This window comes from Paenibacillus sp. UNC217MF (assembly GCF_000686865.1).
Classification (GTDB): Bacteria; Bacillota; Bacilli; order Paenibacillales; family Paenibacillaceae; genus Paenibacillus_B; species Paenibacillus_B suaedae.
In genome coordinates, this window is sequence record NZ_KK366028.1 from 370,372 (window position 1) to 384,409 (window position 14,038).

Consider the following 14,038-nt stretch of genomic DNA (forward strand, 5'->3'; position numbering starts at 1 on the left):
CTTTATATGATCTTTACAATTCTCCGTTACATTGGTCAAGAGCCCCGTCTTACGTTGGCTCAAAACCTTTTCAGAGAGGCGATGAGTGAATGATGGTAAACAAAATGATAAAACCTGTACTTTTTGTCGGAATGGTACTTTCCGTTATTCAACCGGCCATTATTTTGGCTGCTGATAACAATTTGGCTTCGATCTCGGCTTCAGGAAACAACACCATTGCGGCAATCCGCCCCTTTGACGGCGAGATTATCAATAACTCACTGGCCGTAAGTCCCGACGAGCAAACTGCGGTTGTCTCGGATAGTCGTCAGCCATGGATTCGAGTCTATGATCTTGCCAAAGGAACTTTGCGTAAAGAGATCCGCGGCTTTGTCACACCAAGAAACATTATGTTCATTAACGGCGGTTTGCAGTTTGTCGTTTCGGATAGCACACTGGGCACCCTGCGATTTTACAACACGGAAGACCTGGCATTGAAGGATGAGGTTGCAGTGGGTCAAGGCGCATTTGGAACTGATGTCACCGCGGACGGAAATACCATGTATGTCAACAATGAAGCCAAAAGTACAGTAACGGTTGTTGATATCGGGCAGCATAAGACGACCGCTGTCATTCCGGGATTCTCCCAACCTCGTCAAGGGATAAAAGTATCTCCCGACGGTCGTTATGTGTTTGTTACTAACTTCAAGGGAGACAAGGTATCGGTTGTGGATGTCAAAACCAATGCAATCGTCCATGAGATCCACGGATTCTCGAAGATTCGAGCGATTTCAATATCCGCCGATGGCTCTACCATGTATGCGGCAAACAGCGGGCGTAATAGTATTGCCATAGTGGACATCTCACAAGGCAAAATCATTGGCGAGGTAAAGGTTGGGCGCGATCCTTACGGCGCATCCCTTTCTCCTGATGGAAAGATCCTTTTTGCCAGCAACAAGCTGGATAACTCCATTAATATAATCAGCACCTCCGACAACAGCAGCATCGGGATCATTAAAGGATTTTCAGAGCCCCGGCAAGCGATCAGCTTCAGCAAGGATGGAAACTTTGCTTTTGTCCTTAATCGCGATCTCTCTATTTCTCGAGTGGATGTGAAGGCTGGTATGATTCTCGATACTGTAAGCGATAAAGATGACATTTATTATGATGTCAAGGTCAATGTTAAAGGTAATCCGATTCAAAGTGAAGAGTATCCTTATTATAAATCCAAAGCCGACATCATTTATGTTCCTGTACGTTTCGTTTCAGAGGGTTTGGGTGCAACAGTGGAATGGAACAAGTTAACGTGGGAGGTAAAACCGCGTTGGCAGGTGATCAACAGATCCAACTCGATGGTCCGGTTGAAAAAAACGGGGAACGCACCTTTGTTCCGTTAAGCTTTATTTCGAAAGTCATGGGAGCCAGCGTAAAGTGGGATAATCCAAGCAGAACAGCAAATATTACGCCGGTTAAGTAATGATATAAAACGCTGCCTAGTCCATTGGTAGCCCTTGCATGAGCTTGATTGATGAACATGTTCTATTAAACGATTGAAGCATCATTGTTTAGAACCAGTCTGTCAATCCAATCATCGTAATAAGGCCAAGAATGAAGGAGACGGTGGCCGACCGCTGATGTCCGTCTCCATGACTTTCAGGAATCAGTTCTTTATACACAATGAACATCATTGCCCCTGCTGCAAAGGACAGCCCATATGGAACCAGATTGCTCACATAAGAGCTAAGTGTGTATCCGAGCATGCTGGTGACAATCTCAACGACGCCTGTTAAGGTAGCGATGCCAAGCGCTTTCCAGCGATTGATGTTCTGATTGACGAGGAATAAGGCGACGAGGAAGCCCTCTGGTGCATTCTGCAATCCAATGGAAAACGCGATTAACGGCCCAAGTGTATCATTGCTGCTCGCATAACTGACGCCGACAGACAAGCCTTCCGGCAAATTATGAAGGGTGATGGCCGCAATGATAAGGAATGATTTCTGTTCGATATTGATGCGAATTCGTTGATTCGGATTCTCCAAATCCATATGAGGCAGGGAATGCTCCAGCCACAGCAGCACGAAGCAGCCAAGCAGCAGGCCGAATGCAATCACGAACACATTAGAGCTGGCAAGCGCTTCGGGGATAAGATTGAACATTGAAGCTGTTGTCATGATCCCTGCTGTATAGGCGAGAAGGATATCCCTCATACGGTGAGACATGCTCCTCATGAACAAGATCGGGATGGCCCCGATGCCTGTGGATAAGGCGGAAATGGTGCTGCCGATTAACGCTTCTGTCATACTACTCTTCATCCCCTTGCTCGAATCCGGTATTCGAATTGAATTGATATTTGGTGATCGTATCATACAGACATCCTCTACGCCAAGAAATCAATGAGGTAATTATTTGGGTTAAAATGGAATATTGTCCCTTGTTTCACATGGAACTTTTTTCGACAGGAATCTAGTGAATATGAGCAATCTGCTGTCATAAAGCATACGAATAACGAAGTTGATGGGAGATATAAGCATTGCCTCAATGATCAGCGGACACTTTGCAATTTCTGTTTGTCACTGGACTTTCTGATGGATGAGGACTATAATTACCCGTGTAATATGGTAGCTTCGATAACTGCATATGCACGCTAGGGGTGCTGGAATTTGGCCGGCTGAGATTGTATCCCATTAAGATACCGACCCTTACACCTGATCTGGGTAATGCCAGCGTAGGAAAGACGTTGAACCGCGTCATTATTGTTATAATTAGGTTGCTTGATTATTCGTCATGCTTGCATGAATGTGCGCTGCTTTGGGCAGAATGGACATAATTGCTGTACGGATGAACGAATGCCGGATGACCTTATTGACGTGATTCATCGTATGATGCACATTCGCATATACGCGTAGAACGGCACACAAAGCGTCCCAGAGGGGGCGCTTTTTTTTGTGGATCTGAATCGTGTTGCAGGACGGCGGGACGGGAACTTGCTCATCCACACATATACGATCGAGCGGATCGTCCAACTGGTGAACGCGGCAGGCGTTATCGAAGCACTTTCTAATTTCATGATCGGCTCTCCACTAGTGAGGGAAGGAAGAGAAGGGGGATTCATCATATGCAACGGACACGCTTTACACGAGGGTTGATGCTGGCGCTCGTTATCATGATGACATTTGCGCTCGCTGCTTGCGGCGGCAAGGGTCAAGAAGCAGGACAAGGGAGCCAGGCAGAGGGGAACACGACTCAGGAGCAAGGAACGGATAAGTCGAAGGAGAAACGCGACATTAAGCTTGTGCTTGATTGGACGCCGAATACGAACCATACTGGCTTGTATGTCGCTAAGGAGAAGGGCTACTATGAGGAAGAAGGTCTGAATGTTGAGATATTGCAGCCGAGTACTGGCGCATCAGAGGCGATGATCGCATCGGGAGAAGCGCAATTCGGTGTTAGTGTTCAGGAAAGTATTACGATGGCTCGACAACAAAATGTTCCGATCGTGTCGATTGGTGCGATCATTCAGCATAATACATCAGGCTTTGCCGCGCCGAAGGACAAGAACATCAAGTCACCTAAGGACTTTGAAGGCAAAACGTATGGCGGCTGGGGCTCTCCGGTTGAGGAGATGATTATCCGCACGATTATGGAAAAGGACGGCGGCGACTATAGCAAGCTGAAGAGCGTCAACATGGGCAATGCCGATTACTTTACAGCCGTGAAGAAGGATATTGATTTCGCGTGGATCTTTTATGCTTGGACAGGTATTGAAGCAGAGCTTCGTGGTGAGCCGATTGATATGCTGTATGTCAATCAATATGCGAAGGAACTCGACTATTATACGCCGGTTCTTTCGACAAGCGAGAAGCTGATCAAGGAAGATCCTGAATTGATTAAGGCATTCATGCGTGCTACGTCCAAGGGCTATCAATATGCGATTGACAATCCAGAAGATGCAGCCAACCTGCTGCTTAAAGCTGTGCCGGATTTGAACAAAGATCTGGTTATCGCAAGCCAGAAATGGCTGAGTCCGAAGTATAAGGACGATGCACCTCGCTGGGGCGAGCAAAAGCGTGACGTATGGGCAAATTACATGAATTGGCTCGTGGGGAACAAATTAATGGATAAGAGCATTGATGTAGACAAGGCGTTTACGAATGACTTCTTGCCAGCTTCATAAGCCTATACGGTTATAGGAATAGGCAATGGGCGCATATGCGCCCTTTTGCTGTATATCGTTACCTGTGTATATCGTTACATGATATCGATACGAGATAATCGTCACCAAGACCGTTACAAGTTGATCATTACATGAGGATTGAGAAAGAGGAGGAGAAGCAAGATGGCGAACAGTTTAGTAAGCATTCAGATCGTTCCGAAGACGAAAAATGGGGAAGACGTAATTCCCTATGTAGATCGTGCAATCGAAGTCATTCAAGCATCGGGTGTGAAATATCAGGTAAATCCACTGGAGACAACGATGGAAGGCGAACTTAGCGAACTCTTCCGTATTATTGAGGATATGAACAAGGCCATGATTGAGATGGGAAGCAGCAATGTGTTGTCGCAAGTGAAGATTGTGTATAAGCCATCTGGCATTACGATGGATGAATTGACAGTGAAGTACCGGCCATGAGTGGACGTCGAATCGCGAAGATCGGCCCCCCGATCATTGCATTTATTATATTCCTCGCCATATGGCAGGCAGGAGTAATGTTGTCAGGCATTGAGAAATGGATGCTGCCCAGTCCGCTCGATATTGCACAAGAGGCTGTAAGCAATGGGGGCGGTCTGCTTATGCACACATGGGCTTCTGTTCAGTTGACGCTCATTGGCTTCTGTGTAGGCACGGCTGTTGGCTTGCTGCTGGCTTGTGCGCTTCATCCGATGCCGTGGCTGAAGCGGGCGATCTATCCGCTTGTCATAGTCAGTCAGAATATCCCGACGATTGCGCTGCTTCCGCTGCTTATGATCTGGTTCGGCTTCGGTCTCATGCCGAAGATTGTCACCATTACGCTGGTATGCTTCTTCCCCGTATGCGTGGCTACCCTGGATGGTCTTGCCCAGACAGACCGCACGATGATGAATTATATGCGTATGGCAGGCGCAAGCCGGTCGCAGCTGTTCTGGAAGCTGGAGCTGCCCCATGCACTTCCATCTGTCTTCTCAGGCTTGAAAATAGCAGGGACGTATAGCGTGATGAGTGCGATTATTTCCGAGTGGCTCGGGACGGACAAAGGGATCGGCTACTACATGGTACTGCAAAAAGCAGCCTATCGCACGGATCGCATGTTCGTGGCAATCGCAGTTGTCATTCTATTGAGCTTGGCCATGTTCGGCCTCGTATGTGCATTGGAACGGCTGCTCATTCATTGGCGCCGTGACAATAAACAGGGGTGAAGGGGGAGCGTTAAAGATGATCACAACAAACGAACAACAGCCAGTTGCCCAGCGAGATGCTGATCATGTGCATCAGCATGAGGCAGTACAGAAGCAGGCCGCTCTTGAGCTGCGTGATGTCAGCATGTCATTTGACGGTCGAGCGGGACGGCTTCATGTGCTCGATCAAGTATCCATTACGGTGCAAGCAGGAGAGTTCGTCTCAATTATTGGCCCATCCGGATCGGGGAAGAGCACACTGTTCCATCTCATTGGCGGTCTGCTTCGTCCATCAGAAGGGGATATTCTCGTCCATGGGCAGAACGTGGTTGGTCAGACAGGCCATATCAGCTATATGCCGCAGCAGCCCGCGTTGTTCCCATGGAGAACGGTGGAGGACAATGTTATCCTCGCTCCAGAAATTGCAGGCAAGCCGAAGAAGGAGGCGCGGGAGGAAGCGCGCCGCTGGCTAAGCAATGTTGGATTGACGGGTTATGAACGCTCGTATCCGCATGAGCTGTCCGGTGGCATGCAGCAGCGTGTCGCCTTCCTACGCGCAATGATGAGCCCCCATGAGCTGATGCTGCTTGATGAGCCGTTCAGTGCACTTGACGCGCTAACACGCAGTGATATGCAGCGCTGGCTCATTGACCTGTGGGAACGCAATCGCCGCTCGGTGCTGTTCATTACCCACAGCATTGAGGAAGCGCTGCTGCTGTCAGATACGATATATGTACTATCCAACCGCCCCGCGCAAGTGTTAGAGCGAGTTACTGTTCCGTTCGCGCGGCCGCGAACGGAAGCGCTGGCTTCTGAGGCCGAGTTCGTCCGCATGAAGCGCGAACTGTCCGATCTGCTGCGTAGTATACAATCTTCATCTCCTATACGTTGAAGCGTGAAGCTGTCTCTTAATAAGAGGCAGCTTTTTTTGGGGAGAATATAGAGATGAGATGCAGCCCTTTCTAATCCCTTATTGTCTATCCATTTCAAATCTTATATATGTATCCTGCCCGCTGCCTGGAATGACCCGCTGTTCATTTTCTGGTGGAAAAAGTTAGAGGCAAAGATTATAATTAAATCTCGTTAGACATGGATAGCCGCAACTCTGTGCATTGCTGTATAGAGATGACGGTGTGTCCTGAGGAGGAATGAATTCAAATGATTACGAAAGAAAGCAATCTGCGGATGGTCGTTGCCGGCCTGCTGCTTGGTATCCTGATGGCAGCCATGGACAATACGATTGTTGCAACGGCGATGCCAACGATTGTAGGCGAGATGGGCGGCTTCAATTTGTACGTGTGGGTGACGTCAGCCTACATGGTAGCGACAATGGCAGGGATGCCGATTTTCGGAAAGCTGTCCGACATGTATGGCCGCAAGCGGTTCTATGTGTTTGGTTTGCTCGTCTTCTTGGTCGGCAGTGCGCTGTGCGGAACAGCGGACAGCATGATTCAGCTTGCAATTTACCGCGCGATTCAAGGGATTGGCGGCGGTGCCGTCATGCCGATCGCGTTTACGATTATTTTCGATGTGTTCCCGCCTGAGAAGCGGGGCAAGATGACGGGGTTATTTGGTGCGGTGTTCGGAGTATCGAGTGTGGCGGGCCCTCTGCTTGGCGCATACATTACCCAGTATATCGGTTGGGAGTGGGTATTCTACATCAACTTGCCGCTTGGCCTTATCTCCCTATGGTTCATTATGCAGTTCTATAAGGAGAAGACTACGAACAAGAAGCAGCGCATTGACTGGGGCGGAGCCATTACGCTCGTCGTTGCAATCGTCAGCTTTATGTTCGCGCTTGAGCTTGGAGGCAAAGAGTACGCTTGGGATTCAACAGTTATTATAAGTCTATTTGCGATATTCCTTGTGTTCTTGATCGCCTTCTTGATCATTGAGACACGGGTGCAGGAACCGATTATTTCGTTCAATCTGTTCAAGCGCCGCTTGTTTGCGGCAAGCCAGGGTGTCGGCTTCTTCTACGGGGTGTCGTTCGTGATTGCTACCGTATATATCCCGCTGTTTGTCCAATGGGTATATGGAGGCTCGGCAACAGATAGTGGTCTCGTCTTGACACCGATGATGATCGGTTCCGTTGTGACGAGTTCGATTGCCGGTATTATGGTTGCGAAGCGCAGCTACCGCAGTTTGATGATCGTATCCGGTATTTTCTTCATCGGCGGTATGTTCGCGCTCAGTACGATTTCGACAGATACACCGCGTACGTTGTTGACGTTATATATGGTCTTAACGGGACTTGGTGTTGGCTTCTCCTTCTCCTTGCTCAGCATGTCCTCTATGCACGGCATGGAGTTTCATCAGCGTGGCGCAGCGAACTCGACCGCTTCCTTCTCACGCTCGCTTGGGATGACGATTGGTATCACCTTGTTCGGTACGATCCAGTCGCATATGTTCCAAGGGCGTTTACAGGAGGTAATGCCTGCGGGCGGTCCAGCGATGGAGCTTAAACCCGAGACACTAATGAGCGGACAGATGGGCGATCTTCCGCCTGAAGTGGCCCGGGGTCTGACAACGGCTCTCGCGGACTCGATTGCTAGCACCTTCCAATGGGCCCTCATCCCAGTAGCATGTGCGCTTGTATGTATTGCGCTTATGGGGAATGCTCGGATGATTCGAGGGGATCAAGGTCAGGGTCGTGGCGGAAATTCGAATGAGGCAAGTGAATTGAGAGCCGGAGAAATGTAAAGAAAGCAAGGCCGTAGCCTTTGAAGTGAATCGCCGCAGGATACTCGTCTAAGACGTGACGCCTGCGGCGTTTTTTGAGATGGGGGTTGAACACAATGAACGAATATGAAGTGCATGTTGTGGATGCACATATACATATTGATGGATATAAGCAAGCAGAACTCGCAGAACTGGAAGCGTCACTAAACCATCCATACTTGGATTATGTGATTGCGGTGTCTATGAATCTTGCCTCTTGCTACCACACCGAGCAATGGGCAAATCGTTATCCCGGCAAGGTACTCCCTGCATACGGATTCCATCCTGAGCAAGCTCTTCCAAGTGCTGACGAGCAGGAAGGGCTGCTGGCCTGGCTTGAGCTGCATAAGGAGAGCATGATTGCCATTGGTGAGGTTGGTTTGCCGTATTATATGCGGGAGGAGTCGCAGAAGCGCGGCGACTCATTTGACCGCTTGCCCTATATAGAGCTGCTTGAATTGTTTGTAGAGCGGGCTGCTGCATGGGATTTGCCAATTGTGCTTCACGCCGTGTACGATGACGCTCCGATTGTCGTTGATTTACTTGAGCGATATAGTGTGCGTCGCGCGCATTTTCACTGGTTCAAGGGAGATGGGAAGACGATATCCCGCATGGCTGACAACGGTTATTTCATCTCATTTACGCCAGACATCCATTATGAGGATGAGATCCGGGCGTTGGCCAGACAGTATCCAGTGGAGCAGGTGATGACGGAAACGGATGGGCCGTGGCCATTCGAAGGGTTGTATACAGGCCGACATACGATGCCCATGATGGCGCGCGATGTTGCCATCGAGTGGGCTGCACTGCAAGGTATGGACATATTGGAAGCTTCGAAGCTGCTGCGTGCGAATGCGCGGCGCTGTTACGGGGTATAAAGGTAGAAGGAACACATGTTGATGCAGCAAGCATGCAGCTTGGCTGTGTCAATAAGGTTAGATGATTGTAGATAGGATATTCGCTGAATATGAGATGGCGTATTTACGGTACATAGCAGGGGATTGTCCATACGAGTCACTGCTCCGACGAAGCACAGACAATCCCTTGCTTTTACGAGGTGGTGGTACCATGCGCTGCTCGCTGCAAGATGCTTTTCAATCCATTACAACACCATTGCAGCAATGAAGCCCGCGATAAGAAGCGGCACATTGTAATGGAGGAAAGTTGGCACGCAGGTATCCCAGATATGATCGTGCTGCCCATCTGCGTTCAAGCCGGCCGTAGGACCAAGTGTACTGTCCGAGGCAGGTGAACCAGCATCACCCAGTGCACCTGCTGTTCCGATAAGGGCAACAGTGGCTAGCGGGCTGAATCCTAGTCCGATGCACAGCGGCACGAATACAGTGGCGATAATCGGAATGGTGGAGAACGAGGAACCGATGCCAAGTGTAACAAGCAGGCCGATCGCAAGCATTAACAGCGCAGCTATTGCTCGGTTGTCGCCAACTGCCTCCACAGAAGCCCGCACAAGTGTCTCAATATGTCCCGTATCCCGCAGTACAGCGCCGAATCCAGAGGCTGACATCATGACGAAACCAATATAGGCCATCGACCGCATGCCGTCTGTGAGGACACGATCTGCTCTGCTCCATGGAATGACACGTGATAGGATGAGGATTGCCAATCCGGCGGCCGCCCCATAGATCATAGATCCCGTGCTGAGCTGTACCGTCAGCATTGCCGCGATAGCAGCGAGTCCTGACCAAGCTGCCCACTTGTTTGTTACTCCGTCTTGACCTGGGATGGGAGAAGATCCAGGCTGCGTTGTCCCTTCTATTGTTGTGTATTGACGCGGCTTGCGATAAGAGATTGCAAGTGAGACAATAAATCCGATCACCATACCAACAGCCGGAATCAGCATGGCTCGTGGGAGCAGTGATGCATCGACTGCAAGGCCATTCTTGGTTATATTGCCTGCTACAGTGTCGTGGAAGATTGCCCCGAATCCAACAGGCAGAAGCATGTATGGTGTAATAAGACCGAATGTAAGCGCGCATGCAACGGCTCTCCGATCGATGTGCAGTGAATTGAACAGCACGAGCAGCGGTGGAATGAGCACGGGAATGAAGGCGATATGCACGGGAACAGCATTTTGCGACATGCAAGCAATGAGTGCAATGGCGGCCAACACGAGATACCGTGCAGCGGCACGAGGAGCCTTCGTGCTATCCTTTCCCTGTACTAAGCTTACCGCGCCGCGCACCAGCTTGTCCGGCAATCCTGTTTCCGTCAAGCCAGTGGCGAATGCCCCCAGCAGTGCGTAGCTTAGAGCAATTCCGGCATTGTCTTTCAGTCCTTCTCCGAAGACATCGAGTACGCGAGATATGCTAAGGCCTCCTGCTAGCCCGCCTACAACAGTAGCTGTCAGCATCGCAAGTACAACATGTACGCGAAGCATACTTAATCCGAATAATATTGCCAATGATAGTAGTACTGCATTCATCGTCTGATGCCACCTTTATTTCAACTTTACGTTTGCGTCACTATAATACCTAATTAAAACATTACCACTTTACCATAGCAACGTACAATCATTTCCTGTAACGCTCAACCTCTTTGTATTTTTAACGTACGATGTGTTCTTTACAAAAATTACTAATAATATCCGTCTTCGAACTGATGTGATCTTTGCCTGATTGCTATACACTAATAAAGTTCATGTCAAATTAGAGATAAATGAACTGCTATTTGTTATATGTGGAGGGAGAGTTGTCTATGACTCATGCACAATCTGGGAATGTACAGTCGGGCGAGAACAAGTCCGTCTTTAGTTTGTTCCGCAATCGCTTTGTCCAAGCGATTATGGTTGCGGGTCTATTTATGCAAATTGGGGTATGGGTACGGAACTTTGCTGTCCTTTTGTTTGTCATGGAAATGACGAATGGAGATCCGTTCGCCGTTTCAATGGTATCCGTAGCTGAGTTTGCGCCTATCTTTATTTTTTCCTTTATCGGAGGAACATTCGCAGACCGGTGGCGTCCAAAGCGGACCATGATATGGTGTGACTTCCTAAGTGCTTTGTCTGTGTTCGCCGTGATGTGGACGATCGTCTTAGGAGATTGGCATGCCGTTTTCTTCACGACCTTTATTTCAGCTATTTTGTCTCAATTCTCGCAGCCTTCATCCATGAAGCTGTTCAAGCAGCACGTACCAGAGGAGATGCTGCAGGCCGGCATGTCGATATTCCAGACGATGGTAGCCTTGTTCATGGTTCTAGGTCCAGCAATCGGCACGACCATTTTCCAACATTATGGGATACAAGTGTCGCTTGTGATTACAGGGATTGCGTTCATTCTGTCAGCAGTAGCACTTCTGTTCCTTCCTGCTGATCATGCAGAGGACAAAGAGAAGCATAAGCAAACGAATGTGGCGCAGGAACTGGCGGCAGGCTTCCGCTATGTCATGAAGAGTCGCCTATTGAAGCCGCTTGGCGGTTGTTTTGCTTTTGCTGGATTGGCAATTGGATTGATTCAACCGATGGGTGCCTTCCTTGTAACTGAACGGCTTGGATTGCCGAAGGAGAATCTTAGTTACTTGGTGATGGTTAACGGGGGTGCAATGCTTATTGGCGGTGCGCTAGCCATGGGCATTTCGAAGAAGCTGCTTCCGCAGCACATGCTGGCTGTAGGGATGCTGATGAGCAGCGGAGGCATGCTGATGGCAGGCCTCTCTACGCAATTGTGGCTGACGCTGGTTGCTCAGTTCATCAGTGGATTGTTCTTGCCTTGCATTCAAATCGGGATCAACACGATGATTTTGCAAAATACTGAAGGTGATTTCATCGGTCGCGTTAATGGTATTCTTAGCCCGATGTTCACGGGTGCCATGGTACTGACGATGTCATTATCAGGAGGTATTAAGCAGCTTACTTCTATTGTATTTATATATGAGGTAGCAACCGTGCTCTTCATATTGGGTATTCTCGTGATGCTTCCAATCTTGCTTACGCGCAAGCCATCACCGAATGATTCGCTTCAGCGGACTACAGGTACGGAAGGCTAATGCTTTTCAATACGAGAGATGCTGATTCTATTTGTCCGTAACAGACTTACACGAATCCTGCTCGAATAGAATATCGGAACAACTGCGGCGGCCCATTGACATTGGGTACGCCGCGTGTTCATAATATAGGGATAATAGTTGCAAGACAGGTCAACAATTGATGACGAGAACGAGTACGCTATGAAGCAGTCTGAAGAGAGTCGACGGGTGGTGCGAGTCGATGGCTGACATGGCCGAATATCCTCTCCGAGATTCCCTGCTGAATGCGAACTGTGCGCCTCCTATTCTTTGGGGTTGCAGGGCACAGACGTTTGAGTAAGCAAGGACGGCAGTTCCACCGTTACCCGGATTCGCGATGAATACGCGGCCAAGCGCTGCAGCAGAACAGGTCGATTTCCGGAGAGGGAGCGATGTACAGCTGCAGAACAAGGGTGGTACCACGAGCTCAAACTCGTCCCTTCTTAGGGATGAGTTTTTTCTATTTGTAGAGGTTGTACTTTCATTATCACTGTGTACAAAATACGTATATTCGATCGAAAGCGAGGAACCGACAATGGAAACGACCCAAGCAGCACCTGCAGTTACTATGGAACATATCGTTCGTGCACATCACGTGCTCAAAGAAGTCATCGTTCGGACACCGCTTCAGCGTGACCCCATATTGTCCGCTAAGTATGACTGCAACGTGTACTTGAAGCGTGAGGATTTGCAGATTGTCCGCTCATTCAAGATTCGCGGCGCCTATAACATGATTCGCCACCTGACGGAGGAGGAGCTTGAGCGCGGTATCGTCTGTGCAAGCGCAGGCAACCATGCGCAGGGAGTCGCCTATTCCTGCCAAGCACTGCAAATTCAAGGCACGATCGTAATGCCGAGCACGACGCCAAGCCAGAAGGTAACGCAGGTGAAGCGTTTCGGTGGATCATATGTCAATGTCGTGCTGACTGGGGATACGTATGACGATGCGTACGAGGCAGCTATGAACATCTGTGACGAGAAGGGCAGTACGTTCATCCATCCGTTCGATGATCCTTATATCGTGGCGGGCAACGGAACGGTAGGCATGGAGATTATGGAGTCGCTGGAAGGCGCGGCAGACTATGTGTTCGTAACGATTGGCGGTGGCGGCTTGGCGGCGGGGGTAAGCACCTATGTGAAGACCGTTAGTCCAACAACTCGCATCATCGGTGTGGAGCCAGAGGGAGCAGCGTCGATGACTGCGGCATTGGAACGCAAGGAAGTGCTTACGCTGGATACGATCGATAAGTTCGTCGATGGCGCTGCGGTCAAGCGGGTTGGACAACTGCCTTATGAAATTTGCTCGAATCTGCTGGATGATGTGATTCAGGTACCGGAAGGCAAGGCCTGTACGACAATTCTTCAGTTGTATAACGAGAATGCGATTGTAGTTGAACCCGCGGGTTCCCTGCCGATTGCAGCCTTGGATCTGTATCGGGAACAGATTCGCGGTAAAAATATCGTATGTGTTATTAGCGGGGGCAACAACGATATTGATCGCATGCAGGAAATTAAAGAGCGTTCTCTCATTTATGAAGGCCTGAAATACTACTTCACGGTGAACTTCCCGCAGCGGGCAGGAGCCCTCCGTGAGTTCTTGCAGGATGTGCTCGGTCCGAACGATGATATTACGCGCTTCGAGTATAATAAGAAGCATAACAAGGACAATGGGTCTGCGCTTGTCGGCATTGAGCTGAAGTATAAGGAAGATTATGAGCCGCTCATTGAGCGGATGAACAAGAGGGGCATCCAATACATTGAGGTGAACAAAGACAAGACGCTGTTCGATCTTCTGGTGTAATCGGATAGTACTTGGATGATAGAAGTGTTCAAGGGTTCAAGTTTGCACTCGCAGTACGCGAGGAGTGGACAATCGGTGTTGAACTCGCTGGACGATACGGGTATATTTATTAACAAAGTGTGTTAGGGCAAAGAAAGGTTGATG

13 protein-coding genes, 1 riboswitch and 1 other annotated feature are annotated in these 14,038 nt (G+C 49.3%); of the genes, 11 read left to right on the plus strand and 2 right to left on the minus strand.

Annotated features, from left to right (window positions below; translation table 11 throughout):
- Positions 1-89 precede the first annotated feature (89 nt).
- Together BP95_RS31240 and BP95_RS34655 are read left to right on the plus strand one after the other, a co-directional pair.
- A complete protein-coding gene (locus BP95_RS31240; RefSeq protein ID WP_231515181.1) occupies positions 90-1,376 on the plus strand; it encodes a beta-propeller fold lactonase family protein in 1,287 nt (428 codons plus the stop codon).
- Entirely contained in the window at positions 1,304-1,456 is a 153-nt protein-coding gene (locus BP95_RS34655; protein WP_442952339.1) for a stalk domain-containing protein, read from the plus strand. The genes BP95_RS31240 and BP95_RS34655 overlap by 73 nt, the downstream gene beginning before the upstream one ends.
- 88 nt (positions 1,457-1,544) lie before the next feature.
- Here the strand turns inward: BP95_RS34655 and BP95_RS0123305 are convergent, their stop codons facing one another.
- A complete protein-coding gene (locus BP95_RS0123305; RefSeq protein WP_021257244.1) occupies positions 1,545-2,279 on the minus strand; it encodes a ZIP family metal transporter in 735 nt (244 codons plus the stop codon).
- Positions 2,280-2,615: 336 nt separating this feature from the next.
- Positions 2,616-2,729, plus strand: a riboswitch (TPP riboswitch).
- Positions 2,730-2,924: 195 nt separating this feature from the next.
- On the opposite strand from BP95_RS0123305, the gene BP95_RS0123310 reads away from it, so the two are divergent.
- From BP95_RS0123310 to BP95_RS0123340, 7 genes are all read left to right on the plus strand, one after another.
- Positions 2,925-3,125, plus strand: a complete 201-nt coding sequence (locus BP95_RS0123310; RefSeq protein ID WP_021257243.1) for a hypothetical protein — start codon at positions 2,925-2,927, stop codon at positions 3,123-3,125.
- On the plus strand, positions 3,095-4,153 hold the full coding sequence (locus BP95_RS0123315) for an ABC transporter substrate-binding protein (RefSeq protein WP_021257242.1): 1,059 nt from the start codon (positions 3,095-3,097) through the stop codon (positions 4,151-4,153). Before BP95_RS0123310 ends, BP95_RS0123315 begins: the two co-directional genes overlap by 31 nt.
- Before the next feature lie 162 nt (positions 4,154-4,315).
- Positions 4,316-4,609, plus strand: a complete 294-nt coding sequence (locus tag BP95_RS0123320; RefSeq protein ID WP_021257241.1) for a thiamine-binding protein — start codon at positions 4,316-4,318, stop codon at positions 4,607-4,609.
- A complete protein-coding gene (locus BP95_RS0123325; protein WP_021257240.1) occupies positions 4,606-5,373 on the plus strand; it encodes an ABC transporter permease in 768 nt (255 codons plus the stop codon). The genes BP95_RS0123320 and BP95_RS0123325 overlap by 4 nt, the downstream gene beginning before the upstream one ends.
- A gap of 16 nt (positions 5,374-5,389) precedes the next feature.
- Positions 5,390-6,244, plus strand: coding sequence for an ABC transporter ATP-binding protein (locus tag BP95_RS0123330; protein WP_021257239.1), 855 nt, complete (start codon positions 5,390-5,392; stop codon positions 6,242-6,244).
- 266 nt (positions 6,245-6,510) lie between these two features.
- Positions 6,511-8,055: an MDR family MFS transporter gene (locus tag BP95_RS0123335; protein WP_021257238.1), complete on the plus strand. Its 1,545-nt coding sequence runs from the start codon at positions 6,511-6,513 to the stop codon at positions 8,053-8,055.
- Between the two features lie 95 nt (positions 8,056-8,150).
- Positions 8,151-8,951 carry a TatD family hydrolase gene (locus BP95_RS0123340; protein ID WP_021257237.1) on the plus strand — a complete coding sequence of 267 codons (801 nt, stop codon included), beginning with the start codon at positions 8,151-8,153 and terminating at the stop codon, positions 8,949-8,951.
- Between the two features lie 224 nt (positions 8,952-9,175).
- Here BP95_RS0123340 and BP95_RS0123345 read toward each other — a convergent pair whose 3' ends face one another.
- Positions 9,176-10,516: a Na+/H+ antiporter family protein gene (locus tag BP95_RS0123345; RefSeq protein ID WP_028533367.1), complete on the minus strand. Its 1,341-nt coding sequence runs from the start codon at positions 10,514-10,516 to the stop codon at positions 9,176-9,178.
- A gap of 272 nt (positions 10,517-10,788) precedes the next feature.
- Between BP95_RS0123345 and BP95_RS0123350 the strand changes: the two genes are divergently transcribed.
- Together BP95_RS0123350 and ilvA are read left to right on the plus strand one after the other, a co-directional pair.
- A complete protein-coding gene (locus BP95_RS0123350; RefSeq protein ID WP_021257235.1) occupies positions 10,789-12,075 on the plus strand; it encodes an MFS transporter in 1,287 nt (428 codons plus the stop codon).
- A 151-nt stretch (positions 12,076-12,226) separates the two neighbouring features.
- Positions 12,227-12,537, plus strand: a binding site (T-box leader).
- A gap of 91 nt (positions 12,538-12,628) precedes the next feature.
- Complete coding sequence (ilvA, locus tag BP95_RS0123355; protein ID WP_021257234.1) at positions 12,629-13,894, plus strand: threonine ammonia-lyase IlvA; 1,266 nt, start codon at positions 12,629-12,631, stop codon at positions 13,892-13,894.
- The last annotated feature ends 144 nt before the right edge of the window (positions 13,895-14,038 follow it).

Coding starts and splice junctions, on each gene's coding strand:
- BP95_RS31240 (WP_231515181.1), top strand. CDS start 90: ATGATGGTAAACAAAATGATAAAACCTGTACTTTTTGTCGGAATGGTA.
- BP95_RS0123305 (WP_021257244.1), bottom strand. CDS start 2,279: ATGACAGAAGCGTTAATCGGCAGCACCATTTCCGCCTTATCCACAGGC.
- BP95_RS0123315 (WP_021257242.1), top strand. CDS start 3,095: ATGCAACGGACACGCTTTACACGAGGGTTGATGCTGGCGCTCGTTATC.
- BP95_RS0123320 (WP_021257241.1), top strand. CDS start 4,316: ATGGCGAACAGTTTAGTAAGCATTCAGATCGTTCCGAAGACGAAAAAT.
- BP95_RS0123325 (WP_021257240.1), top strand. CDS start 4,606: ATGAGTGGACGTCGAATCGCGAAGATCGGCCCCCCGATCATTGCATTT.
- BP95_RS0123330 (WP_021257239.1), top strand. CDS start 5,390: ATGATCACAACAAACGAACAACAGCCAGTTGCCCAGCGAGATGCTGAT.
- BP95_RS0123335 (WP_021257238.1), top strand. CDS start 6,511: ATGATTACGAAAGAAAGCAATCTGCGGATGGTCGTTGCCGGCCTGCTG.
- BP95_RS0123340 (WP_021257237.1), top strand. CDS start 8,151: ATGAACGAATATGAAGTGCATGTTGTGGATGCACATATACATATTGAT.
- BP95_RS0123345 (WP_028533367.1), bottom strand. CDS start 10,516: ATGAATGCAGTACTACTATCATTGGCAATATTATTCGGATTAAGTATG.
- BP95_RS0123350 (WP_021257235.1), top strand. CDS start 10,789: ATGACTCATGCACAATCTGGGAATGTACAGTCGGGCGAGAACAAGTCC.
- ilvA (WP_021257234.1), top strand. CDS start 12,629: ATGGAAACGACCCAAGCAGCACCTGCAGTTACTATGGAACATATCGTT.